The sequence below is a fragment of the Rhizobium sp. AN80A genome (assembly GCF_030053015.1).
Classification (GTDB): Bacteria; Pseudomonadota; Alphaproteobacteria; order Rhizobiales; family Rhizobiaceae; genus Rhizobium; species Rhizobium metallidurans.
Genome location: NZ_JASJPX010000001.1, coordinates 1,283,835 through 1,308,377 on the forward strand (window position 1 = coordinate 1,283,835; position 24,543 = coordinate 1,308,377).

22 protein-coding genes are annotated in these 24,543 nt (G+C 62.8%); 10 read left to right on the forward strand and 12 right to left on the reverse strand.

Annotated features, from left to right (window positions below):
* Positions 1-263: 263 nt before the first annotated feature.
* The 5 genes from P3R82_RS05870 to P3R82_RS05890 form a co-directional block, all read right to left on the reverse strand.
* Positions 264-830, reverse strand: a complete 567-nt coding sequence (locus P3R82_RS05870; protein ID WP_283193385.1) for a peroxidase-related enzyme — start codon at positions 828-830, stop codon at positions 264-266.
* Entirely contained in the window at positions 827-1,309 is a 483-nt protein-coding gene (locus P3R82_RS05875) for a hypothetical protein (protein WP_283193386.1), read from the reverse strand. The genes P3R82_RS05870 and P3R82_RS05875 overlap by 4 nt, the downstream gene beginning before the upstream one ends.
* Positions 1,309-2,775, reverse strand: coding sequence for an NAD(P)/FAD-dependent oxidoreductase (locus tag P3R82_RS05880; RefSeq protein WP_283193387.1), 1,467 nt, complete (start codon positions 2,773-2,775; stop codon positions 1,309-1,311). Before P3R82_RS05880 ends, P3R82_RS05875 begins: the two co-directional genes overlap by 1 nt.
* The gene (locus tag P3R82_RS05885) at positions 2,772-3,743 is read right to left on the reverse strand and encodes a LysR family transcriptional regulator (RefSeq protein WP_283193388.1); all 972 of its coding nucleotides are present in this window, start codon (positions 3,741-3,743) and stop codon (positions 2,772-2,774) included. The genes P3R82_RS05880 and P3R82_RS05885 overlap by 4 nt, the downstream gene beginning before the upstream one ends.
* A 336-nt stretch (positions 3,744-4,079) precedes the next feature.
* The gene (locus P3R82_RS05890; RefSeq protein ID WP_283193389.1) at positions 4,080-5,156 is read right to left on the reverse strand and encodes an NAD/NADP octopine/nopaline dehydrogenase family protein; all 1,077 of its coding nucleotides are present in this window, start codon (positions 5,154-5,156) and stop codon (positions 4,080-4,082) included.
* Positions 5,157-5,432: 276 nt separating this feature from the next.
* On the opposite strand from P3R82_RS05890, the gene P3R82_RS05895 reads away from it, so the two are divergent.
* The 3 genes from P3R82_RS05895 (at position 5,433) to tdh (ending at position 8,317) form a co-directional block, all read left to right on the forward strand.
* A complete protein-coding gene (locus P3R82_RS05895) occupies positions 5,433-6,002 on the forward strand; it encodes an XRE family transcriptional regulator (RefSeq protein WP_183898661.1) in 570 nt (189 codons plus the stop codon).
* A 64-nt stretch (positions 6,003-6,066) separates the two neighbouring features.
* Positions 6,067-7,266, forward strand: a complete 1,200-nt coding sequence (locus tag P3R82_RS05900) for a glycine C-acetyltransferase (protein ID WP_283193390.1) — start codon at positions 6,067-6,069, stop codon at positions 7,264-7,266.
* Between the two features lie 25 nt (positions 7,267-7,291).
* On the forward strand, positions 7,292-8,317 hold the full coding sequence (tdh, locus tag P3R82_RS05905; RefSeq protein WP_283193391.1) for an L-threonine 3-dehydrogenase: 1,026 nt from the start codon (positions 7,292-7,294) through the stop codon (positions 8,315-8,317).
* Positions 8,318-8,430: 113 nt separating this feature from the next.
* On the opposite strand, the gene P3R82_RS05910 is transcribed toward tdh, so the two are convergent.
* The 3 genes from P3R82_RS05910 to P3R82_RS05920 all read right to left on the reverse strand — a co-directional run bounded on the left by P3R82_RS05910 (position 8,431) and on the right by P3R82_RS05920 (position 11,675).
* Positions 8,431-9,108: a dimethylsulfonioproprionate lyase family protein gene (locus P3R82_RS05910; RefSeq protein WP_283193392.1), complete on the reverse strand. Its 678-nt coding sequence runs from the start codon at positions 9,106-9,108 to the stop codon at positions 8,431-8,433.
* A gap of 192 nt (positions 9,109-9,300) precedes the next feature.
* Positions 9,301-10,968, reverse strand: coding sequence for a SulP family inorganic anion transporter (locus tag P3R82_RS05915; RefSeq protein WP_283193393.1), 1,668 nt, complete (start codon positions 10,966-10,968; stop codon positions 9,301-9,303).
* Positions 10,969-10,973: 5 nt separating this feature from the next.
* Positions 10,974-11,675 (reverse strand): carbonic anhydrase, encoded by a 702-nt coding sequence (locus P3R82_RS05920; RefSeq protein ID WP_283193394.1) that lies wholly within the window; start codon positions 11,673-11,675, stop codon positions 10,974-10,976.
* Between the two features lie 405 nt (positions 11,676-12,080).
* Between P3R82_RS05920 and P3R82_RS05925 the strand changes: the two genes are divergently transcribed.
* The 5 genes from P3R82_RS05925 (at position 12,081) to P3R82_RS05945 (ending at position 17,244) form a co-directional block, all read left to right on the forward strand.
* Complete coding sequence (locus tag P3R82_RS05925; RefSeq protein ID WP_283193395.1) at positions 12,081-13,016, forward strand: LysR substrate-binding domain-containing protein; 936 nt, start codon at positions 12,081-12,083, stop codon at positions 13,014-13,016.
* Positions 13,017-13,211: 195 nt separating this feature from the next.
* Positions 13,212-14,210 (forward strand): glycine betaine ABC transporter substrate-binding protein, encoded by a 999-nt coding sequence (locus P3R82_RS05930; protein ID WP_283193396.1) that lies wholly within the window; start codon positions 13,212-13,214, stop codon positions 14,208-14,210.
* A gap of 170 nt (positions 14,211-14,380) precedes the next feature.
* On the forward strand, positions 14,381-15,268 hold the full coding sequence (locus tag P3R82_RS05935; protein WP_283193397.1) for a proline/glycine betaine ABC transporter permease: 888 nt from the start codon (positions 14,381-14,383) through the stop codon (positions 15,266-15,268).
* Positions 15,261-16,310: a betaine/proline/choline family ABC transporter ATP-binding protein gene (locus P3R82_RS05940; RefSeq protein ID WP_283193398.1), complete on the forward strand. Its 1,050-nt coding sequence runs from the start codon at positions 15,261-15,263 to the stop codon at positions 16,308-16,310. The genes P3R82_RS05935 and P3R82_RS05940 overlap by 8 nt, the downstream gene beginning before the upstream one ends.
* Positions 16,311-16,314: 4 nt before the next feature.
* Positions 16,315-17,244 carry a nucleoside hydrolase gene (locus tag P3R82_RS05945; RefSeq protein ID WP_283193399.1) on the forward strand — a complete coding sequence of 310 codons (930 nt, stop codon included), beginning with the start codon at positions 16,315-16,317 and terminating at the stop codon, positions 17,242-17,244.
* Between the two features lie 29 nt (positions 17,245-17,273).
* Here P3R82_RS05945 and P3R82_RS05950 read toward each other — a convergent pair whose 3' ends face one another.
* The 4 genes from P3R82_RS05950 to P3R82_RS05965 all read right to left on the reverse strand — a co-directional run bounded on the left by P3R82_RS05950 (position 17,274) and on the right by P3R82_RS05965 (position 22,228).
* Entirely contained in the window at positions 17,274-19,394 is a 2,121-nt protein-coding gene (locus P3R82_RS05950; RefSeq protein WP_283193400.1) for a carboxy terminal-processing peptidase, read from the reverse strand.
* A gap of 164 nt (positions 19,395-19,558) precedes the next feature.
* Complete coding sequence (locus tag P3R82_RS05955; protein WP_283193401.1) at positions 19,559-20,587, reverse strand: sterol desaturase family protein; 1,029 nt, start codon at positions 20,585-20,587, stop codon at positions 19,559-19,561.
* A gap of 68 nt (positions 20,588-20,655) precedes the next feature.
* Complete coding sequence (locus tag P3R82_RS05960; RefSeq protein WP_283193402.1) at positions 20,656-21,882, reverse strand: FAD-dependent oxidoreductase; 1,227 nt, start codon at positions 21,880-21,882, stop codon at positions 20,656-20,658.
* Positions 21,883-21,913: 31 nt separating this feature from the next.
* Positions 21,914-22,228: a MocE family 2Fe-2S type ferredoxin gene (locus tag P3R82_RS05965; RefSeq protein ID WP_183898675.1), complete on the reverse strand. Its 315-nt coding sequence runs from the start codon at positions 22,226-22,228 to the stop codon at positions 21,914-21,916.
* Positions 22,229-22,358: 130 nt separating this feature from the next.
* Here P3R82_RS05965 and P3R82_RS05970 point away from each other — a divergent pair, with 130 nt between their 5' ends.
* Both P3R82_RS05970 and P3R82_RS05975 read left to right on the forward strand, forming a co-directional pair.
* Positions 22,359-23,378 (forward strand): LacI family DNA-binding transcriptional regulator, encoded by a 1,020-nt coding sequence (locus P3R82_RS05970; RefSeq protein ID WP_283193403.1) that lies wholly within the window; start codon positions 22,359-22,361, stop codon positions 23,376-23,378.
* A 146-nt stretch (positions 23,379-23,524) separates the two neighbouring features.
* Positions 23,525-24,535: a LacI family DNA-binding transcriptional regulator gene (locus tag P3R82_RS05975; RefSeq protein WP_283193404.1), complete on the forward strand. Its 1,011-nt coding sequence runs from the start codon at positions 23,525-23,527 to the stop codon at positions 24,533-24,535.
* Positions 24,536-24,543 lie beyond the last annotated feature (8 nt).

Sequence of the window (24,543 nt, forward strand, 5' to 3'; positions counted from 1 at the left end):
ATTATGAGGTGTTGGCGTCTCGTTAGGATCGAGGCAGCCGAACCAGGCGGACGACTTCAAAGTTCCCAGATTTCACGAGCATTTCAGACCCCTTTTTGTTGCGGGCGGACGTTCTCGTCAGCCCTTTGAGAAACATCCTCGCGGATGCCATTCCGATATCCAGGCCGCGCGGCGTGGATACTATTTTCAATATACAGGATATTGGATACGCTATCCTGTATATTGAAAATGTCAACGTCCTTGTTTCAAGTCGCGAGCAAACACTACTTTCCGCTATCGGCATGGCCGAGGACATGCATCAGGCGATTGGCCCAGCCGAAGATCGAGACGGCGTGGATGAGATCGATGATTTCGGCGTCGTCCATGCCCACGGCCCGCAACGAGGCGATGTCTTCCTCGTTGGCTTGCGATGGCACCTGCGAGAGCCGGCGGGCGAATGCGTTGATCGCCGCGTCGCGTGGGCCGAGGGCCTCGGGACGCTCCAGATAGAGCGCGGTCACGACGGCGTCGCTCCTTGTCAATTCCGCGTGGCGCCGCGCATGGGTCACGGCGCAGAACTTGCAGCCATTGACGATCGAGGCGCCGAGCGCTCCGAGCTCCCTGTCGGGCCGGGGCAGGCCGCCCGGAACATACATGATGGCGTTGAACAGCACGGTCCTGGCGACATAGCTTTGGGGATCGTGCACCAGGGTACGGACGTATTCCGATACTTTCTTCGCGGAAGGGGTGACCTTCATCGCGTCGAGCTGTTCGGGCGTGGCGTCCGACACTTCGACCGGGTCGATATAGGGATGCCAGTTGAGTGGCTTGAGGCGGACCGCGGAAATCATGCCGACCTCATGAGTCGCAGGCCGGAGGCCACGCGTGTCTGGAAATTGACGAATGCGATCAGTTCGGAGAGCGCGACGATCTGCGGATTGGTGAGCCCCGCCGATTGAAGGCGGGCGATGTCGCTCGCCGCGGCGTCGATCGGCGTCAGCGTGACGAGGTCGACATGCCTGGCGATCGTGGCAAGCGGTTCGGCAAGGTCCGTCGCTCCACGGGCGAGCGCCATCAGCTCTTCCGACGCGCCGATTTCCGACAGCTGGTCGCCGTAGTCCCTGATAAGGGATTGATCGGCGTTGAGGACGGCCATGCGGTAGGCAAGCGAGAGGCGCAGTCCAGTGTCGATGCCGTGGCCGTTTGCGGGATGCAATACGGCCACCCGGCATAGTTCCGCTCCCTCCACGAACTCCGGGCGAAGCCGCCGGGCGGCGTAGATTGGATCGTCAGGCGCAAGCCCCGCGATCTTGTCCATGGCGTCGGTCACTACGCATTCTCCTTCCGCAACAGGGGTGTGGCGTCCACCCACTCGTCTCCCATCAGTTCGGGAGTGTCGAAGGCGACGAGATTGGCAAAATGTGTTTCCACGTCTTCGGCGAAGAGTGATGCGGCAATGCCGCGAACCAGGCGGTCCGCCCCGGCGCTCACCGCCGGGATGTCACCGGAGACCTTGCCGTGCGTCAGCATCGCCGCGTCATTGAAGCAGTAGATGTTCGCCAGCATCGGGCAGGTCCCGGCGACCCGCTCCCTGAATTCGAAAGAGGGGCCGAGGTCCGGCGCGTCGGCCATGCTCGGGCGCTGCGGCCCCATGTCGGGCGTGTAGCGGCCGTCCGCCCATGTGCGGATGAACGGCGCGATGGCGGAGAATTCGGGGCGGCCGTTGAAGTCGTTCAAGAAGCCGGTGGCAGCCACGAGGAAGTCGTAGCGTAGCGGTCCTTGCGTGGTTTCGATGAGCAGCCCATCGCTATCCTGTCTGACGGCCAGGATACCGCAATCAAGCAGGAACCGGGCGTTGGCGTGACGGGACACGCGCAGCGTCGAGGAGCGCGGCGGTGGCGTCTGCGTCGCCGACGTATAGTCCACGAACTTCCACTTCCAGCTATCGGGAACCTGATGCATGCCATGCACGACGCCCTGGCTGCCGATTCCCGTCATCTTGTTGATGCGCGGCATCTGCTTTCGGCGGATCAGGAGATCGACCGATTTCGCGCCGGCTTCCAGGGCCGTCGCCGCGTTGTCCATCGACGAAGCGCCGGCGCCGATGACGGCCACCCGCTTGCCTCTCAGCGCATCGAAGTCGATCTCGTCGGCGGAATGGGCCCAGTAAGTGCGGTCGATACCCTGCAGGAAATCCGGGACGGCAAAACCGCCGAGGCCCGAACGGCCGGTGGCGAGAACCAGTCTGCGGGTGAGGACCGGACCGGTTTCGGCGCCCTCGATGTCGATCTGGATGAGATCGCCGGACCGCTTGATTGCGGTCATCCGCACGCCGTTGACGATCGGCAAATTCAGGACGCGGCGATACCAGACGAGGTAATCCATCCACTGGCCCTTGGGGATCTTGTCGAGCGCATCCCAGGCCTGCGTACCCCACTGCGCCGTGAACCAGGCACGGAAGGTGAGTTGCGGCAGGCCCAGAGCGGGGCCGTGCAGGGTTTTGGGAGACCGCAGCGTCTGCATCCGCGCAAAGGTTTCCCACGGCCCTTCGAGACCCGCGGGTGCGGCGTCGTAGGCGACGATGTTGGTAATGCCCGTCAGCACCATCTTGGCGGTTGCCGCGAGCCCGCACATCCCGGCGCCGATGACGACGACGTCCCTGACGGGCTGGCCGCCGCTCGAACGTTCCGGAACCCAGGGCTTGCCGGGCAGTTCCAGGTACTCGAGGTCCCGAGCCAACTGCTCCTCCAGCAGGGCGAGACCGATGGGCAGGGAGGGGCTTTGTACATACGTCATGTGTCTTTTCCGTTATTGGAATCCACCGGGTTGCTGGTCACCAATTGCCCGGCCACCGAGGGGTCGAGCTTGGCGAAGCCGACGATCGATCGCTCGGCAACGGCTTCGACGGCTTCGATCAGCGCCTGCGCGACCGGTCGCAGAGGCTTTTTCGATGCCGCGAGGACACCCCAGTAGAAAGGCACCGTTTCGTCGATCGGCCGTATGATGACGCCGGGCTGGCTGATGCCGTAGGCGGTTACCGGATCGATGATGGCCGGAATGCCGGCCTGGCGGACGATCTGCAATGCGCCGTATGCCGTGTTGGTCCGGATGACCGGGCCGGTTTCGATCCCGCGCGCGGCAAGCGCCCGCGCGATGTGAAGCTGGAAGCGCAAGGGGTTGAGAAGGGTCGCCACGCGCCTTCCCGCCAATTCCGTCAACGGCACGATATCGAGCTTCGCGAGCGGATCGTCTTCATGCAGGGCCGCGACGTCGGGCGCGGAATAGAGGCGCAGGACGTCCAGCCCTGGCGTATCCAAAGGCATGCTCGAGAAACCGAGTTCGGCCCTTCCGCCCCGCACCTCCTGGGCGACCACCGAGGGAATGAACTGCCCAAGGTGCGTCTCGTGCGGAAGCTGGACATCCTTCAGCTCGGCCATCGCACGCGGGATCAGCCCCGTGCCGATGGCCGATGTCGCCACGATCTGGAGAATTCGCCCCTTTCCGGCGGCGATCGTCTTGGCGCGGGCGGCAAGTTCGCTGAACGACATGAGGAGGCGGCGGGCCTCTTCCTCGAACGCAACGCCTTCCTCGGACAACTGTACCCTGCGCCCGATGCGGTGCAGCAACTCGAAGCCCAGCTCCGTTTCCAGGTCTTGAATGGTTCGCGTGACGGATGGCTGGGACCGGCCGAGCAGGTCGGCCGCCTTCGTGATGCTGCCACTGGCAGCAACGGCAAGGAAGGTTTGAAGGTCACGCGTTTCCATAACCACCTACATGCACTTTTCGAATGAGTGGTATCATTCCATTCACTTTTGATATCTGTCAAGCGGAAACGGCACTCTGGTGTACGGCACCGTTTTTGCCCGCCAGGCAGGTACCCACATGCGAAAATGCCCGACGCGCAGGTGCCTGCGCCGGGCTTGACCGTTTGAGGAAAAGTGAGTTTGGACGTCCTTGCGCGGGCCGGGTCTACTCCGCGCCGCGATGAGCGCGGAGTACGAAGCCAATGCCGTACTCCGCGCTTACAGCCGGCGCCGCTGTGGCCACAGGCTAGATAGTCGCGTGTCTATGACTGTGCGGCTATGACGACGGGGTGTCGTTCAGTCCTGGTAGCCGTTTCGGCAAATGCTTTGCAGATCCTCCGCCGACATGCCTTCGATCGAAAGCGCCGGAAGAAGATCATTGTCGGCGGTCAGGTCACGGCCATAGGCCGCGGACATGATCGAAATGCCGGACTCGTGAAGCACCGCGGGCCGACCGATGATCTTCCCCAGGACCGCGGTCGGAAAGATCCCGAATGGAAAGTCCTCGAGAATGTAGCGGCTTTCGATTGTTGTCGGCCCAAGGCCGCCGCGCCCCTGTCGGTCCATTTCCTGGTTCATTTCCGAGACGGTGCCCATCGGCACATGAAACGACAGCGAAAAATGTTCCTCGACCGTGCGGACCGAAATTCCGAAGTGACCGGCGATCGCGAGCCTTTCCGCGTCGAGCGCTTCGATGAAGCGCCCCACCGCGGGCGTCACATTGCCGCCCTGGCTCCACGTTTCGCCCTTCTCCATGCGCGTCAGGTTGAGAAGCGCGATGCCGAGATGGTTCTGCGGGTTGAGATTGCTGAGGGCGATGGCGAGGAGGCCGTCCCGGCGAACGAAGCGGTCGCCGAAAAGTTTGGTGCACAGTTCGAAGCCTTCGTCGGCGGCGCTCGCGGGCAGGGTGGCGACGTCGAGCTTTTGCCGGACCGTCGCCACCTGAACGCTGGTGGGGCTGCTCTGTCTGCCGGTGACCAGTGTGGTGCCCCACACGATGATGGGGAGGCTCACCTGCCGATGGGCAAGCTGCTGCGAGAGGTAAAGCGCGCCGAAAGAGCTGTGCGAACTGATGATCACCGGCGTTCCGGCCTTCAGGTAGGGGACGGCCGCGTCGATGACCTTCTTGTGGCCATAAGCAGGGAGTGCGATCATGACCACGTCGGCGTCCTCGACGGCTTCCCGGCATTCCCCGGCCACGCGCACGGTGGCCGTGGTTTCGACAGCGCCCGTCGCGACCAGCGGCTCTCCCGAAGCAAGTGCGCGCGTGCGTTCTCCGGATGGTGACCACAGGGTCGGGCTGAAACCCTCCTTCGACAGGTAGGCGGCAACGCCAAAGGCAATTGCTCCTGCTCCGAGAATGCTTACGCGCATGGGACCTCTCCATTCAAATCTGTCGTTATGGGGCAAAACTGTCGTCGTCGGACTGTGAAAGATTTTCGATATCGGGCCGGTCAATCCGATGTCGAGATCACCGCGCGCCACGCCGCCTGGACAATTGTCGGCGGCTTGACCCGGTAGCGTCGCGAATGCTTTGATTGCCGGCAGAACGTCTCCGTGGTGGATTGAGGTTTCGGAATGCCGTGCACTCGACATGAGCCGAAAAATCGTGTTTTATATCCAGTATCCTGTAATGCAATATCCTGAACCATGGAAAACATCAACACACCGCAACTCGGCCCGTTGCTCCAGCGCCAGCGAAAGAGCAGAAACCTCACCCTCGCGCAACTCTCCGCGGTTTCGGGGGTCTCGAAATCGATGCTTTCGCAGATCGAGCGCGGTCAGGCCAATCCGACCTTCGCCGTGGTCTGGAACCTGACGAGGGCCTTGAAGATCGATTTCGCCGATTTGCTCGAAGGCGGCACCGCGCCGGTCGAGCCAAGCCCGATCGAAATACAGAGCACGGCGCATACGCCGGAAATACGAAGCGACGACGGACGCTGCCGGTTGAGGATCCTGAGCCCCGCGCGAATGGCGGGAAGCACCGAGTGGTACGAAGTCGAAATCCAGCCCGGCGGAATTCTTGACAGCGCTCCCCATGCGCCCGGTGCGTTCGAGCATTTCACCGCCTTGACGAGTGGCTTCGAGATCGCCAGCGGAGGCACGACAAAGGACATGAAATCCGGTGAGACCGCGCGCTATCCCGCTGATGTCCCTCATCATATTGCAAACAAGTCGGCCAAGATCGCGCGCGGTATGCTGATGCTCGTCTATCGATAAAAATCCACTATACTGAAAAATATATATCCTATATATCGGAATCTCCAATCAGGCGGAGTGTCCGATGTCGACCTTTCTAGACCATATCAAAAGCGTGCTCGCGGATATCGAGAGCGACGGTCTCTACAAACGTGAACGCCTCATGGCATCCCCCCAGGGAGGGCGCATCGAGGTTGTTTCCTTAGATGAAACGCGCCGGGCGATTAATCTCTGCGCGAACAACTATCTCGGACTGGCCAATCATCCCGACATCGTAGCCGCCGCGAAGGACGGGCTCGACAGCTTCGGCTTCGGGATGGCGTCGGTCCGCTTCATCTGTGGCTCGCAGACGCTTCACCGCGAACTTGAAAAGGCGATCGCGGCCTACCTGCAAAAGGACGACGCCATCCTGTTCGCAGCCTGCTTCGACGCCAATGGCGGCGTGTTCGAGCCGTTGCTCGGGCCGGAAGACGCCATCATCTCGGATGCGCTGAACCATGCTTCGATCATCGACGGAATTCGTCTGACGAAAACCAAACGCTATCGTTATGCCAATGGCGACATGGACGAGCTCGAGACAAGGCTGAAGGAGGCCGACCGGGACGGGGCACGGTTCAAGCTCATCGCCACCGACGGGGTGTTCTCCATGGATGGCCACGTCGCGAAACTGCCTGAGATCTGCGAGCTCGCCGGGCGTTACGGCGCGCTTGTGATGGTCGATGATTGTCATGCCACGGGTCACATCGGTGAGAAGGGCATGGGGACGGCGTCGCTCACGGGCGTGGGGCCGCGCGTCGACATTCTCACCGGCACACTGGGCAAAAGCCTCGGTGGCGCGATGGGCGGATATGTTGCGGCCGATCAGCCCGTGATCGACCTCCTGCGCCAGCGCGCCAGACCCTACCTGTTTTCCAACAGTCTCGCACCGGCCGTCGCCGCCGGTTCGCTGAAAGCGATCGAGATCGCGATCGGCGCTGACGACCGCCGTGCTGTCCTTCGCAGCCATTCCGCACGGTTCCGCGCCGGCCTGGAGGCCGCCGGCTTCGAGCTCATTCCAGGCGAGACACCGATCATACCTGTCATGCTCCACGAAGCGCCCGTCGCCCAGGAGATGACCCGGGCGCTCGATGAGCGCGGCGTCTACGTCTCCGGATTCTTCTATCCTGTCGTGCCCAAGGGAAAGGCGCGAATTCGGACGCAGATGTCGGCGGCGCTAACGGAAGACGATGTCACGATCGCGATTGACATATTCGCGGACGCCGGCAAGGCGATCGGGCTGATCTGAACCCTTCAAATCCAAGGAAACCAACGTGAAAGCACTTGTAAAGGCGAAGGCGGAGCCAGGCCTGTGGCTTCAGGATCAACCGGAGCCGGAGATCGGCCCCGACGACGTCCTGATCGGCGTCAGGAAGACCGGGATCTGCGGAACCGATATCCACATATTTTCATGGGATTCGTGGGCGGCCAAGACGATCCCGGTGCCGATGGTGGTTGGACACGAGTACGCGGGCGAAATCGTCCAGCTCGGATCGGCTGTGCGCGGGCTTGCTGTGGGCCAGCGGGTTTCGGGAGAGGGGCATGTGATCGGCCTCGGTAGCCGCGCCGCGCGCGGCGGCAAGTTCCATCTCGCACCTGATACCGCCGGCATCGGGGTCAACATCCCCGGAGCGTTCGCCGAGTTCGTCAAGGTGCCGGCCTTCAACGTCATTCCCCTGCCGGATGAGATCGATGACGAACTGGGCGCGATCCTCGATCCGCTGGGCAACGCGGTCCACACCGCGCTGTCCTTCGATCTCGTGGGCGAGGACGTCATGATCACCGGCGCCGGGCCGATCGGCATCATGGCGGCGGCCGTCGCCCGGCATGCGGGTGCCCGCCACGTCGTCATCACCGACGTCAACCCCTATCGCCTCTCCCTGGCCGGGCAGGTCGCCGATGTACAGCCGGTCGATGTCTCGGCCGAAGACCTCGGCTCCGTAACCCGGCGACTTGGCATGAAGGAGGGGTTCGACGTCGGTCTCGAGATGAGCGGTTCTCCCGCGGCATTCAACCAGATGGTCGATCACATGGTTGTCGGCGGCAAGATAGCGATGCTCGGAATCCCAAGTGGGCCGACGACGGTGGACTGGACCAGGATCGTGTTCAAGATGCTTGTCATCAAGGGAATATACGGGCGCGAGATGTTCGAAACCTGGCACAAGATGCTCTCGATGCTGCAGAGCGGATTGGACGTCCGAAAGGTCATAACCCATCGAATGGCGGTTCAGGATTTCGAGCGCGGTTTCGACATCATGCGGAGCGGAAACTCGGGCAAGGTCGTGCTTGAATGGCAGTGACGGGGTCACCGACGGGTTGGCTTGCGGTGGGCCTTCCGGCCAGCCCTCGGCCAAGCCGGATGTGACGCTTCACGCGTCGCGATCGTGGAGCCTCGAAGGGCACGTCGGGCCGGCTACTTGAAGCCTTCCTCGAGCTGGCACCATATGGCGAGCAACGGCTGAGACGTGCATCGTATCGCGAATGCCTGTCCGGCCTCGACCGAAAACACCGACCCGGCGTCAGCCCTTAGCCACGCATCGCCATCGATGCAAATCTCGGAGGGGCTCAGAAGCACGAAGGCCTTGGAACGGGCCTGCACATTATCGGGAAACCGCGTGTATGGTTCCATGAGGATCAAGCAAATGCGAATGTCCGGGCGTGTTTCGATACCCGACGGACCAACCAGGACGCTGTGCGCATGGGCCTTCGAGAAGTTCACGCTCGCGAACGGACCGGACCGGCCGCTTTGCCAGACGACATATCGGCTGAGCTGGGCGAGTTCGGCCGCAAGGCGCCCATGAGGCGAGCTGGATTGCCGGGCGTGACGCAGGGCGCTGTCAAACGTCGTCTTGCGCTGCGCCGTTTCCTCGAGATTGAAGACACCCGTTCGTTCTGTCCGCTGAAGCACCTTTCCCGCGATGAAGCTTGCCGTCGGGCAGGCGTCGGCGGAGAGCATCGCCGAGGCAAAGGCATTCAGAAAGCCCTGTAGGGCATCCGGACGACGAACCCCGCCGCGCACGGCGAGCCTTGCCACCACACCGTCTTTCTCCGTCACAAGGAGGTCAGCGGAGTGGTCGGTTTTCTTATTCATTGTCTGCGATCCACATGCGGCTGCTTTTCACGGTCGTTCAGATGATCCGGCACCTTCGTCGCAGCCGTGGTAACCGTGATCGCGATACCGAAGCAAGCCCCATCGAAGCCGCCATATGGTCGCCGGATCAGAAAATTCTTCCTGTCCATCCCTCCGGCGGCCCAACCGGGCCGCCGGCGCCGTGTCGGTTGGTCAGGCTCTCGCTTCCGCGTCGAGGCGGTGGAAGAGAGGGCCCAGGCGCTTGTGGCGGTCGCCGTGCCGCGGATGGATGAACTCCATCTTGCGTCCGGCGCGGGCCTCGCGCTTCACCCAGTCGCTGATCGTCTCGGCGCTGGTATGATCGACGAAGTGCAGATCGCGGCCGACGAGCTGCACGTTGCGGTTCGACGGCAGGCTTTCAAGCGTGTCGAGCAGGGCAGGCAGGTCCTTGCAGGTGGCCGCGCCGTCCAGGGTGAGGGCGATCGCCCCGTTTTCCTCGCGGCTTTCGATGCGGAGCCGGCGCCGCAGGTGCGGAGCGATCTCCATGATCGACAATGCCAGGCCGATGCCGACGCCGATCAGCAGATCCTGCGTGACGATCATCGCCACCGTCGCCAGCCAGATGCCGACGGGCACCCAGCCGTGGTGATCGAAGAGGTGGCGGACGTGATGCAGGCTGACCAGCCGGCACCCGGTGACGAGCAGAACGGCGGCGAGCGCCGTCAGCGGCACGACGCCGAGCAATTGCGGCAGCAGCGCGACAAGGGCCAGCACCCAGACACCGTGCATCACGGCGGAAGCACGGGTCTTCGCCCCCGCCTGCACGTTGGCCGACGAGCGGACGATGACGCCGGTAATCGGCAACGCGCCGAGCATGCCGCAAATCCCGTTGCCGACGCCCTGGGCGAAAAGCTCCCGGTTGAAGCGGGTCCGGACGCCGTCGTGCATGCGGTCCACGGCGGCCGCCGAAAGCAGCGTTTCGGCGCTGGCGATGACGGCGATGACCAGCACGGTGACGAAGATGCCTGGTTCCGTCAGCCGCAGGAAGTCCGCCGCCGCCGGCACCGAAATCCCGTCGAGCAGTGAGGCGGGCAGTTGAACCCTGGCGATGGGAAGGTTGAAGACCACCGCCAGAAGCGTGCCGAAGCCGACGCCGACCAGCGCGCCGGGCACCAGCCTCAGCCGGGCCGGACGCAGCTTCTCCCAGCCGATCATTGCCAGCAGCGATGCAACGCCGATCATCAGCGCGAGGGCTTCGGTCGTGAAGATATCGGCCATCCAGACGGGAAGGGCATCGGTATCGCCCGCCGTCGGGCTGGCCGGCACCGCCGCGGCGGCCTGGCTGGCGGCGTTCGCCACGGGCTCCGCGTGATTGAAGAGCGCGGCCACGCTTTCATCCATCGCGGCGACGTTGTCGATACCGCCGGCCGCCGGCTTCGAGCCCATCAGCACATGGATCTGGCCGAGAACGATCAGGATGCCGATGCCGGCCAGCATTCCATGGACCACGGCGGGCGAGATTGCCCTGAACCACGAGCCGATCCGGAGAAATCCTGCCAGAATCTGCAAGGCGCCGGCCGCCACGAGAACGGGACCGAGCGCGGCGAGGCCGTATCGGTCGACGAAGCCGAAGACGATGACGGCGAGACCGGCCGCGGGCCCGGAGACCTGCAGAGGAGAGCCGGCCAGCAGGCCGACGACGATGCCGCCGACGATGCCGGACACGAGACCCATGGCCACGGGCACACCCGAGGCAACCGCGATGCCGAGGCAAAGCGGGATGGCGACAAGGAAGACGACGACCGAGGATGCGAAATCGGCAAGCGCGGTCGAGGGCTTCGGTCCGCCCGGAGCGGATGTGCGGGAGCTGATATCTGCCATGCTCGTCACTCCGCCGTGATTGCCGCCAGGGTGGGAACGACGTGTGGTACCTCGCGGCCGGTGACGGCGACGGGCAGCGGATGCCCGTCCTCGATCTCGATGAAGCGCGATGCCGTCCCGTCGTAGATCAGCACGTTTCCTGTTTCGATATCGAAGAACCATCCATGCAGCGTCACCTCGTTCCTGGCGAGCTTGGCCGCGACCGAGGGATGCGTGCGCAGGTGATCGAGCTGCACGAGCACGTTTTCCATGGCCACCGCCCGGACCCGTTCCCTATCCTCGATCGTCTTCGGATAGGCCTCGCAGACGATCGAATAGGCGGCATGGCTATGTTTCAGCCAGGCCGCGACGTTGGGCATCGGTTCGAGCAGTTCCGGATGGCACAGCCCCTTCATGGCGCCGCAGTCGGAATGACCGCAGACGATGATGTCGCGCACCCCAAGCGCGACAACGGCATATTCGATGGCCGAAGACACGCCGCCGTTCATCGTCTGGAAGGGCGGAACGATGTTGCCGGCGTTACGGCAGACAAACAGTTCGCCGGGCCCTGATTGCGTGATCGTTTCCGGCATGACCCGGCTGTCCGCGCAGGAAATCATCAGCGCTTGCGGGCTTTGCCCCTCGCGCGCCAGCTTCTCGTAGAGAGCGGAATTGTCGGGAAAAACCGCACCGCGAAAACTGGAAATACCTTTCAGGAGATCACCCATGCTCTGTTCCTCAGTCTGGCCCGGATGGCAGGAAAAGAGTTCCTCCGTCCGGTGGGGTTAAAGGAAAGCGATTGTCTCGCACCTGCGAGAAAAACATGGGGATTGAGGCAGATTATGTCGCAATGCAGCATAAATTGCGGCGACCAATAACGTTTTTGCGAGCATATTCAAAGCCTCCGTCACGGCTCCGCGAGCAATGTCGATGGCAGATTTTGCGGCCGGGAAAAGCTCTCGACCCCCAAGTTCGGTGGTTCCGTGGGGTTCTGATCGGGTCGGTCCGTTTGGGGTGCTTCAGGCCGCCGCCGAGGTCCGTCCGCTCGAGTGCGCGAGAACAAAAGAACCATCCCGCCGAACCGCGACGAGAATGGTTGTTGCGAGATCCCGGGCTATGCATTAAATCTTCCTGTGGTCCTGGGTTGGGAGACAGAGAAGATCGTACGGAAATATTACGGGCTTCCGCCACTTACCAGTTTAGCGGTCTTCGAGGCGACCGCACGGCTCGCGAGCTTCAGTCGCGCGGCCGAGGAGATGAATGTCACCAAAGGCGCGATCAGCCGCCAGGTGAAGGCGCTTGAGGACGAGCTCGGCATTCGACTTTTCATCCGCGACAGAAACGGTGTGCAGCTGACCGCCGCCGCACAGGATCTCTTCGCGGAAATCTCCTCCAGCTTCTCTCAATGGTCGGAAACGATCCGCACGATCACCACCGACAAGCCTGAAGAGTCCGTCACACTTTCCTGTACCGAGGCCTTCGCCACCCTTTGGCTCATCCCGCGCATGTCGGATTTCTCGCGTCGCTTCCCGAATATAACGGTGAACTACCTGATACCCGACAAGGTGGGCGACTATCGCAATGCCGAAGTCGATCTCTTCGTCCGCCCGGCGAATGGCGGATGGCCGAACGAGAGCAGCGAGCCGTTATACGACGACGTGATCTACCCTGTTTGCGGACCGGCGTTCGCGGAAAGGCACCGCGATGTGCCGTCCTCGCTCATCTGGCAGCTTCCGCTCCTGCATCTCGACTGGATCGTGCCCAATTGGCCCAGCTGGCACGATTTCCTGCAGTCCAACTCGATTGCCCATAAAGGACTGCGCGGGCAGCGCTTCGCCAAGTACACCGTCCTCCTCGCCGCCGCCGCGGAAAATCAGGGGCTGGCGCTCGGATGGAACGCGATGGTCGAACCCTTGATCGGTCAGGGAAAGCTCGTGCGTTTTTCCGATCTCGCGGTTGTCGATCCCATCGGCTTCTGCATTGCCTGGAGCGACAGAAAGCCATTGTCACCGGCGGCAAAGACCTTTCAGACGTGGCTTCGCGAGCAGGCGCGTCCGCAATCCCCCTGATGGAATTGACCCGGCAGGTCAACGGCGGGTGATTTTTTTGCGCGATACGCGACATATAAGCAGTGATAAATAGATGTCCGTTGGTTGTTCAGGTTCCGCGGTCAATACAGGTATTGCGGTTCTCCGGCGTGATGTCGACCTTCATCGACGCCACCATGGAGGCAACCTCCGTCGCATTTAATAGGAGGAACTGCGATGAAAATTATTGGTCTGGTCGCCGTCGGCGCAATCTCACTTTTTGCCGCTCAGCAGGCGCAAGCAGCGTCATGCGAGGATATCACGATTGCCGATATGAGCTCCATGTCGGCGGAATTCCTTGCAGCCATGGACAAGTTCATTCTGAACAAGGGCTTCGGCTGCAACGCCAATCTGGTGGCGGGCGACACCGTGCCGGCGATCACCGCGATGATCGAGAAAGGCCAGCCGGATATCATTCCCGAGGGTGCCGTCGATGTCGTTCCGGCGCTCTACAAGGAAGGCGTGGAGACCGGCAAGATCGTCGCCGTTTCCGATCCGCTGTCCGACGCCGGCAACCAGGGTCTGTGGGTTCCCAAATACATGGTCGACAAGGATCCGCAGTTGGCGACCCTTGCCGGCGTGCTGAAGAATCCCGAGCTTTTCGCCAACCCGGAAAATCCTTCCCGCGGCGGCATCTACAACGGCGCGCCGGGATGGGGCGCGACGATCGTGACGGCGCAGCTCTACAAGGCCAACAAGATGGCCGACTACAAGTTCGATCTGATCGATCCCGGCTCGCTTGCAGGCCTCGATAGCGCGATCTCGCGCGCCTACGAACGCAAGCAGGGCATCATCGCCTATTACTGGTCGCCCACGGGGCTGCTCGGCCGATATGACATGGTCAAGGTCGATCTCGGTGTCGCGAACGATCCGGAAGAGTGGAAGCGCTGCACCGCGGTTGCCGAATGCGCCGATCCGAAGCCCAATGCCTGGACCGCATCGGACAACATCAAGACGCTTGTTTCGAAGAAGTTTTCCGAAGCGGGCGGCGACGCCATCGACTACCTGAAGAAGCGTGAGTTGAAGGCCGATACGATCAACAAGGTGCTCGCCTGGATGAACGAAAATCAGGCCAAGGGCGAAGACGCCGCGCAGTATTTTCTCACCGAAAATCCTGACATCTGGACCAAGTGGGTCTCGCCGGACGTTGCTGAGAAGGTGAAGTCGGCGCTCTGACCACGAAGGCCACGGGGTGTATCGGGTCGCCGCCGGGCGGCCCGTCACCATGCCGGCACGCACCAGCTTCTACATACAGCCCCGCCTGCCGGGTCGACATGTTGCCGTGATCGAAGGTTCACGCGCGCTGGCGCCGTGCTGCCCAAATCTTCCTAGACAAGGTGCGAAACGTGAACTGGTTTCTTTCATTTCCGGATCTGGACAGAGGCTATCTGACCGCGCTCAAGCTCGCGATCGATTCCTGGTTTCGGGACGTCGCGCGGTCGCTCGGATCGACCGCCGATTTTCTCTTCTATCCTCTCCAGGTGAGCTTGAGCTGGTGCGAACGGTTCCTCGTCGGCATGCCGTGGCCGCTCGTTCTTGCCTTTGTCGCCTTGCTCGCGTGGCTCGCAAGCCGAAGCGTCAAACTGGTCGTGGGTTGCGTCTCCATTCTGGTCCTGATCGGGCTCTTCGATATGTGGGACGATACGATGAAGACCATTTCGATGATCTTCGTGTGCAGTGTCCTGGCGGTCGTTATCGGCTTGCCGATCGGCATTGCGGCGGCGCGTTCCGATCGCGTCCAGCGCGTCATCCTGCCGATCCTCGATGTCATGCAAACCATGCCGAGTTTCGTCTATCTGATACCGGTCGTGATGCTTCTCGGCATCGGGCGCGTGCCGGGCCTCATCGCTGTCGTCATCTACAGCATTCCGCCGATCATCCGGCTGACAAATCTCGGCATCCGGCTTGTCGACAAGGAAATTCTCGAGGCCGCCGACGCGTTCGGTTCGTCGAAGCGGCAGAAGCTTCTCACGGTACAGCTGCCGCTTGCGCTTCCGACAATCATGGCCGGCGTCAACCAGACGATCATGATGGCGCTCGGCATGGTCGTGATCGCGGCGATGATCGGTGTGCAGGGATTGGGACAACCGGTGCTGAAGGCGATCGCCAACCAGTATTTCACGCTGGGCATCTTCAACGGACTGGCGATCGTCGGAACAGCCGTCATTTTCGATCGCGTCAGCCAGGCGTTCGGCCAACGTCTGCAGAAGCACAAGGGAGCGAGCCATGACTGAGCCATCGAGCAGGGGCTTGGCCATCAGGATCGAAGGCCTCTACAAGATCTTCGGGCAGTCGCCGGAACGGTTCGTGCCGCAGGTCCAGGCCGGCATGAGCAAGACCGAACTCATCCAGTCGCACGGCCATATCCTCGGTCTGCGCGACATCAACCTCGACATACCGGCGGGATGCCTGCAGGTCGTCATGGGTCTTTCCGGCTCCGGCAAGTCCACTCTCATCCGCCACATCAATCGCTTGATCGAACCGACCGCGGGGCGGCTCATCATCGACGGCAGCAATGTCCTTGATCTCGACGAAAAGCAACTGATCGCGTTTCGTCGCAAGAACACCGCGATGGTATTCCAGAAGTTCGGCCTCCTTCCGCATCGTACCGTGCTTCAAAATGCGATGTATGGACTTGAGCTGCAAAGGGTCGCGCCGGCGCGGCGTGTCGATGTCGCCATGCACTGGCTGAAGCGGGTCGGTCTGGAAGGGTTCGAGGCCAAGTACCCGAACGAGCTTTCGGGCGGCATGCAGCAACGCGTCGGTCTTGCCCGCGCGCTCTGCGTCGATGCACCGATCCTGTTGATGGACGAGGCGTTTTCCGCACTCGATCCGCTGATCCGCGTCGAAATGCAGGACGTCCTGCTGGAAATTCAACGGGAAGTCCGCAAGACGATCATCTTCATCACGCACGACCTCGATGAAGCGCTCAAGCTTGGCGACCGTATCGCGGTTCTCCGCGACGGCGAACTCGTGCAGCAGGGGACAAGCGAGGAAATCGTGCTGACGCCCGCGAACGACTACATCCGGCGCTTCGTCCAGGAGGTCAACCGGGGGCGCGTCGTCCGCGTGGATGCGGCGATGACGGCTGGCGGCGGCGCTTCAAACGGCGTGGCGGTGAACCGCGATGACATGCTGCAGGACGCGGCCCGCAAGATCGCCGCATCGGGCGCCGATGCCGCCGATGTCGTCGATGGAAACGGCGTCGTCATCGGGCGCGTTTCGCTCAACCGGATCGTCTCCGTGATGATCCCGAACATGCAGGAAGCGGGCTGATCCGGTGTCGAGACAATCCATCATCATCGATACCGATCCCGGTCAGGACGACGCGTTGGCGATCCTGCTCGCCCTTGCGCACGGAGATGCGCTGGACGTGCTTGGCATCACGGCGGTCTGCGGCAACATCAGCGTCAAAAGCACGGCGGCGAATGCGCTCAAGGTGCTGGCTCTGGCCGGCCGCGAGGATGTGCCTGTCTTCATGGGCGCAGCCGCGCCGCTCGTCGGCGAACTCGTCACCGCCGACGTTCTCCACGGCGAGGCGATCACCGCCGGTTGGGACCTGCCGCCTTCGGCGGTCGAGCCACGGTCGGAGTTCGCAGCCGATTGGATCATCGAGACGGTTCTCGCCAATCCGCCCGGCAAGGTGACGATCTGCGCGCTCGGGCCGCTGACGAACATCGCGCTGGCGCTCGCCAAGCATCCCGAAATCGCCGGCCGCCTGAAGGCGATCGTGATGATGGCGGGAGCGTCGCAGGGCGGCAACATGAATGCGGTGGCGGAATTCAACGTCTTCGTGGATCCGCACGCCGCCGCGCGCGTTTTCGCAGCACCCGTGCGCAAGGTGGTCGCCTCGCTGGACGTGACGAAGACGCTTCTCGTCACGGCACGGGAGCTGGAGCGCCTCACCGCGACCGACAACCGCATCAATGCCGAGGTAAAGGGCCTCCTCAGGCTTTACGAGGCCTATGCCAGGGCAGGCGCGCCGCGCCCGCTTCACGATCCCGCGGTCATCGCATGGCTTCTCGCGCCCGAGATCTTCGCCGGCAGGGATGTCAATGTGGAGATCGAGACCGCGCCGGGGCTTGCCTATGGCCAGACCATCGTGGACGTGAACGCGGTGACAGGGCGGCCCGCCAATGCCCATTGGCTGACCGGAGCCGACAAGAGCGCCTTTTATGGTCTGCTTGCCGCAGCGCTTGCCCGAGGTTGAAAATCCTCGGGCAGTCCGCCGCGCCGACTTTACTTGCCGCCGGCCTTGCCGAGTTGACCCGACTTTCCGTTGATCGCGCCCGCCTGCAGGCCAGCCGCGTCGGACAGGATGGCGGTGGCTTCGTTCAGCAGCACGTCCTTCGCCTTCTTGCGGGCGTTCTCAAGCGCGATGTCGGCCGTCAGGCTGCGCTCGTTGGATTGCAGGCCGTCGTCATTGCTTGTGTCGACGTCGCCGTCCAGCTGCGCGCGTGCCTTCAACCGGCTTTCACGCGCGGCCAGCTCCTTGCGGCGCTCGGCTTCGTTCAGCGAGATCACGCCCTTGTCGCGCTGTGACTTCAGTTCGGCGACATCCTCGAGAAGGCGCTGGAAGTCCGGGTCGCTCTCCACGCGCTTGTCGTGAAGGGCCTGCAGCTTCGGCAGTTCCGCCTTGAGGTTGCCCGACGGCTTGTAGCGCGCCGGCTTGATCTGCGCCCATGGAAGCGCGTTGTCGTAGCTGGTCTCGCCGAAGGTCTTCGGATCGGAGAGGCCCGGCAGGTTGATGTCGGGGGTTACGCCCCGCAGCTGCGTGGTGCCGCCGTTGACGCGGAAGAACTGCGCGATCGTGAGCTTCAGCTCGCCGAATTTCGGCTTCTCGCTGCGCGCCACCTCGTCGAGATTGACCACGGTCTGCACGGTTCCCTTGCCGAAGCTCGGTTCGCCGATGATCACGCCACGGCCATAGTCCTGGATGGCGGCGGCGAAGATCTCCGATGCCGAGGCAGACCCGCGATTGATCAATACGCCGACGGGACCGGTCCATGCCGGCGTCGGCAGGTCGTCGCTTTGAACCTCGACCTTTCCGTCGGCGCTGCGCTGCTGAACGACCGGACCCTTGCCGGTGAAGAGACCGGTAAGCTCGATCGCTTCGGCAAGCGAACCGCCGCCATTGTTGCGCAGGTCGATCAGCACGCCGTCGACATTGTCCTGCTTGAGTTCGGTCAGTAGATTGGCGACGTCGCGGCTGGCGCTCCTGTAGTCCTTCTCGCCCTTGCGGCGCGCTTCGAAGTCCTCGTAGAAGGCCGGCAGCGTGATGACGCCGATATTGCGCGTGACGTCACCGTCCTTGACCGGGAGAACGGTCTTCTTGGCGGCCTGCTTTTCGAGGCTGATCTTGTCGCGCACCAGGCTGATGATGCGACGACCGCCATCCGCGCCGGCGTCGGCCGGCAGGATATCCAGGCGCACGACCGAATCCTTCGCGCCGCGGATCAACTGCACGACCTCGTCGAGGCGCGTGCCCATCACTTCCTTGATCGGACCGTCAGCGCCCTGGCCGACACCGGTGATGCGGTCGCCGACCGCGAGCTTGCCGGAGAGTTGCGCCGGGCCGCCGGGGACGAGTTCGCGGATCGTCGTGTAGTCGTCGCGTTCCTGCAGCACCGCGCCGATGCCGACAAGCGAGAGCTTCATCGAAATATCGAAATCGGCGGAAGCGGTGGCGCCGAAATAGTCGGTATGCGGGTCGATCGACGTCGAGTAGGCGCCCATGAACGATTGGAAGACGTCTTCGCTCTTGTATTTGTAGGCGCGCTCGAGCGCGTTCTTGTAGCGCTTGTCGAGCGTGTCGCGAATGGTGGCCTCGGTCTGGCCGCCGAGCTTCAGCCGCAGCCAGTCGGCCTTCACCCGCTTGCGCCAGAGATCGTTGCTCTCGGCGTCGGATTGCGGCCATGGCTCCTTGTCGCGCACCAGGGCGTAGTCTTCCTGCGTGGTGAAATCGAAACCATTCTTCAGCAGGTCGCGGGCATAGGTCATGCGATCGACGATGCGCTGCTCGTAGACGTTGAAGATGGAAAACGGGATCTTGAGGTCTTCCTTCTTGATGGCGTCGTCGATCTTGGTGCTGTCGGCCATGAAGGTGTCGATGTCGGACTGACGGAAGATCATCCGATCCGGATCGAGCGACTTGATGAAGCGATCCATGATCTTGACGGAAAGGCTGTCGTCGAGCGCGACGGGCCGATAGCTGTAGCGCGTCAGAAACTGCGAGCTCAGCTGGGCCGCCTGCTCCTGGTTTTTCTGCGGCGCCAGAACAGGCACCGATCCCATGTCCAGCGCATAGGCCGTGGGCGCAATCGCCAGGAGAATGCCGAGGAAACCGTATTTAATGCGCATCAAGCTCTGATCCAATTCCGACTGCTCGCGTTTGTCTGCAATCTAGGTGGAGCAATTATGGTTTTTTAGCAACCGGGTTGATTGGACGGATGAATGCTGAGGTCGATATCATCTACAACTTTTGGTGAGATGGCCGGGAGGCGAACGGTGTTTTCGCCTGCGTCTCATGCCTGGTTTCCTTCCCGAGCTGCCTTGCGGGCGTTCTCGCGCTCCATCTTTTTCTGCCAGCGCGCGTTCATCGCCTCGTCGCCATCCCTGGTGCCGTCGTGCCAGGTGCCGAACCACTTGTCGAAGGGGATGAGGCCGTCGGCATAGTTCACCTCGAAATACTTGTGATGGAGGTAGTGGGCATAGGCGTGAGTATCGAGCCCGCCTTCCTCGCCCGCCTCGATCTTGTCGAAGCCGACATGGCCGACGACCGCGCCAAGCGCCAGCGAATGCAGATTGTAGATGGCGACGAGCGGATGCGAGAAGATCACCAGATGGATCAGCGCCTCACCGAAGAACAGCAGGTGCTCGACCGGGTGCATGGCAAGCGATGACCAGGGCGAGGGATTGACCGAGTTGTGATGCACCGAATGCACGAACCTGTAGAGTGCGGGAATGTGCAGCGCGCGGTGGATCGCGAAGAAATAGGCCTCGTGAAACACAGGTACGAAGAGCACGATCAAGGCAAGCCAGACCGGATTGTCCCTGAACGTCGCCATCGGCACGTAGTCGTTCGAAAATGCCCAGAGCGTCACCACCTCGATCGCGGTCCAGATCGTGACGCCGGTGCCGACGCCGCGGATGATGCTGTCATAGGCCTGCGAGCCGAAGAGGAAGGCGGTGTTCTTCTTGTCGGCGGGGAAGTTCGGATTGTACTTGAAGCGGCTTTGCTGGCGGCGAAGCTTGTAGAGCCGAAGCTCGATCACGCCGTAGAAAATGAAGAACGCCGCGAGATTGCGCGCGAAGACAAGCGCTATCCAGCCGGCGGAGAAGGTGCGCGTCGTCTCGGTCCCGGGAGTCAGGAAAAACCAGAAGATCGCCGCCGTGACCATGAAGAAGGCGTTCCACGGAAAGAAATAGTTCGGCAGCCATTTCAGGAATTTCAACGGGTTCGGCGGCAGCACGAAGACCGGCGCGGGCGTCAGGACGCCATCGGGCCTCCAATGCCCTCTCTTGTCTCTCTTGCCGAATTTCGAATCGTCCATGACTTGCCTCCCGCATGCGTCATTGAATGGATGGAGCCGGATTTTCCCCGGCATCGGCCGCGCCGCGCTCAGGCCGCCAGCAGCGATTTCAGCTTGACCTCGGCCTGCATGAGTGCCGTGGGATCGACAGTCCTGCCCGAGGCGATCAGCATTTCCGCCAGCCGGATGTCGCGGGCGATGCCGTTGCCGGGACCGATGCCGCTCGCCGAAAGCAGCCGCCCGTCGGCGCCGATCTGGAAGATGATGAAGGCGCCTTCGCCGACCTCTCGCCGCACGGAGATGACGGCGCCCTCGGCAAGGCCGGCCACTTGCAGCGTCAGCTCGTATTGATCCGACCAGAACCACGGCACGGCGCTGATCCGTTCGTCCGCGCCCGTGAGATTGGCCGCTGCGAGCATCGCCTGCTCCTGGGCGCTGCGCCAGGATTCGAGCCGGACGCGGCGACCGCCATAAACGGGGATGGGGAAGGAGCAGCAGTCGCCGGCTGCGAAAATGTCGGGGTCGGAGGTCCTGAGGTGGTCGTCGACCATGATGCCGTTGTCGATCGCAAGCCCCGCCTCTTGCGCGAGCGCGACGTTGGGGATCGAGCCGATGCCGATCACCGCGATATCGGCATCGATCGTCCGCCCTCCGGCAAGGCCGATCGACACGCCGTCGGCGCCGATCCTAAAGGTCTCGATCCGGCTCTCGCAAAGGATTTCGACGCCGGCCGCCTTGTGGCGCGCGGCAACCGCATGCGCGATATCCTCGGGTACGCCGCGCGAGAGGATACGGGAAAGGCCCTCGATCAGCGTGACGCTGGCGCCCAGCCCGCGCGCGATGGCCGCGAGCTCGAGGCCGATGAAGCCGCCGCCGACGATCGCAAGCCTGCTACCCTGATGCAGATGCCGCCTGATCGCCAGCGCATCGGCATGGGTGCGAAGCGTCAGCACGCGCTCGGAGCGTTCGGCGATGCCGGGGAACGGACGCGGGCGGGCGCCGGTCGCCAGCAGCAGCTTGTCATAGGTGAGTGTCGTTCCGTCCGAAAGCTCGACGGTCTTGTTCGATCGATCGATCCCGATCGCGTCGGCACCCAGGCGAACGTCGATGCCGCGCTCCTTGTAGCCCTCGGCATCCATGATGAATTTCGGCCCGGCACCCTCGAGGATACCGTTTTTCGACAGCGGCGGCCGCTCGTAGGGATGAAGCGCTTCCGCGCCGACGAGCGTGATGGCGCCGTCGAAATGGCGCTCGCGCAGCTGCAGCGCGGCACGTCCGCCGCATTCGCCGGCGCCGATGATAACGATAGAGGACATGGATGTCTCCGTACGACCCGTTCGCTGGCTGTCAGGCGGGGATCGCGAGCAGCACTTCGCCCGCTTCGATCTTCGCCTGATAGGTGTTGAGGCTCTTGCAGGCCGGCGGCCGGCGCGGCGTGCCGGTGCGATAGTCGAAGGCGCCCGAATGCTTGGGACATTCGATCTCGTAATCCATCACGAGGCCGTCGGCGAGGTGAATGGCCTCGTGCGAGCAGAGACCGTCGGTGCAGAAAACCTCGTCCTCCGGCGAGCGGTAGACCGCGTAGGTGCGGCCGCCATGGTCGAAGCGTATGACGCCTTCCTGCTCGATGTCGTCAAGACGACAGGCCGATATCCAGCTCATGATGTGTGCTTCCCTTCACGCCTCCAGACAGGATGAAAATATCCGTCCACACACGGCGTGGCGCAACGCGAATATTGACGCAAATGCATCATTCTCTAAGCTCGCGGACGTGGGAGCGAGGGAGGATACCGTGGCGAGAAAGCCGAGCATGGATGACGTCGCGGCGGCGGCCGGCGTCAGCCGGATCACCGTCGATCGGGTGCTGAACGGCCGTGGCGGCGTGAAGCCGAAGACCGAGCAACTGGTCATCGAGACCGCGAGAGCGCTCGGCGTCGACCGCGCGCTCACGATGATGCCGACGCGCATCCTGCGGATCGGCGTGGTGCTGCAGAACAACGTGAACTCGTATTACGTCAAGCTGCGCGAGGGCTTCGTCCGCTCGGCGCAGCAATACAAGCGTTACAATATCCGCGTCACCTTCTGGTACTTCGAGCAGATCAGGGCCGACGCGGCGATCAGGACGCTGGCGAGGGCCGCGGCCGAGTGCGACGGCCTTGTCGTCATCCTGTTCGACGATCCCGAAGTGACCGCGAAGGTGGACGAGCTGTCGCGCAAGCTGCCCATCGTCACCGTCGCCTCCGACCTGCCGGGCACCGGCCGTATCGCCTATGTCGGATCGAACGCCGTTCAGGAAGGGCGCACGGCAGGCGCGCTGATGGGGCGTTTCCTGGGGGAGGCCGGCGGCGACGTGGTCGTCATCGTCGGTCTCCATCGGTTGCTGGAGCACGACCAGCGCGCGGCGGGTTTCCACGACGCCTTGGGCCGGAAGCATCCGAACTGCCGTGTGGTCGAGACGTTTCAGAGCTACGAGCAGGAGAACATTCGCAAGGACTTCCGCGCTCTGCTGCGCCGCCACCCCGCGCTGCGCGGCGTCTACAACATGTCGGTGGGCAATCCCGTGCTCGCCGAGGAGCTGAAGGCCATCGGCAAGGACCAGTCCGTCTGCGTCATCACCCACACGGTGACGCCGGAGCGGGTGGCGTTGATGGACGAAGGTGTCGTCGACGCGATCATCGACCGCGAGCCTTTCATGGAGGCGCGGCGCGCCATCGAAATCCAGCTCCACCATGCCGGCCGCTTCGCCAGCGAAGACATAACGCCGCCCCAGAGGCCACGGATTTTCATCGGCGAGAATGTACGGCTCGAATGATCGCCGTTGCTGGCCCGGCGACCTTTGTTATCGGTCCAGGCGCTACCCCGTGCCCGAAATTGGGAAAATGATGAGAAAACGTTTTCTCACGTTGACTTTATGTTTGGGAAACGCTTTTCTCACCTCCGCGAGAGGGAGGAAATCGCGTGGTCGCTCGAAGCAGCCGTGTCACAATTCATGACGTCGCCAGGGCGGCGGGCGTCAGCGTTTCGACCGTGTCGAAAGCGCTGAACGACACCGGCCGGATGGCGTCGGAGACACGCGAGAAGATCAAGTCGATCGCCGCCGATGTCGGCTTCCGGCCGAATGCGCTGGCGCGCAGCCTTCTCTTCAACAGAAGTTTCACGGTGGGGCTGCTCACCAACGATACCTATGGTCGTTTCACCCTGCCGCTGATGTCGGGGATATCGGAGGCGCTGGTCGATCACGGCGTTTCCGTCTTCCTCTGCGCGATCGAGGATGACCCCGAACTCGCCAAGGTCCATGTCGACGCCATGCTGGACAAGCAGGTGGATGGCATCATCGCGACGGGCAAGCGGATCGACAGGTCTCTCCCGGTCGATCTCGCTGGCCTGCCGGTGCCCGTCGTCTACGCCTTCACCGAGGGCGTGCCCGGAAGTGTGGTGCTGACGGCCGATGATGCCGACGGCGCCCGGCTCGCCGTCGAGAGGCTTCGCAAGGTCGGCCGTCGAAGGATCGTCCACGTGACAGGTCCCGACAGCTTCGTCTCGGCCGTCGAGCGTGCCGATGCCTTTCGCCAGGCCGTCGGCGCTGGGGCCGTCGTCATGCACGGCACATGGACCGAGGGCTGGGGTCATGAAGCCGTCGCCCTGCTCTGGGATGATGAAAAGCCAACGCCCGACGGCATCTTCTGTGGCAACGATCAGATCGCCAGAGGCGTGGTGGACGCCTTGCGCGAGCGGGGCGTGCGCGTGCCCGAGGACGTTTCGATCGTCGGTTTCGACAACTGGGAGATCTTCGCCGACCAGACGCGGCCGGCGCTGACCACGGTCGACATGAATTTGAAGGAGCTCGGCCGCACGGCCGGGCTGACGATCTTGGATCTTGCCGAGGGACGGTCTGTGGAAGCCGGCCTGCGCAAGCTTCCATGCAAGCTGGTCGTTCGCCAGTCCTGTGGTGGAGACCGGGAAATCTAACGGGAGGC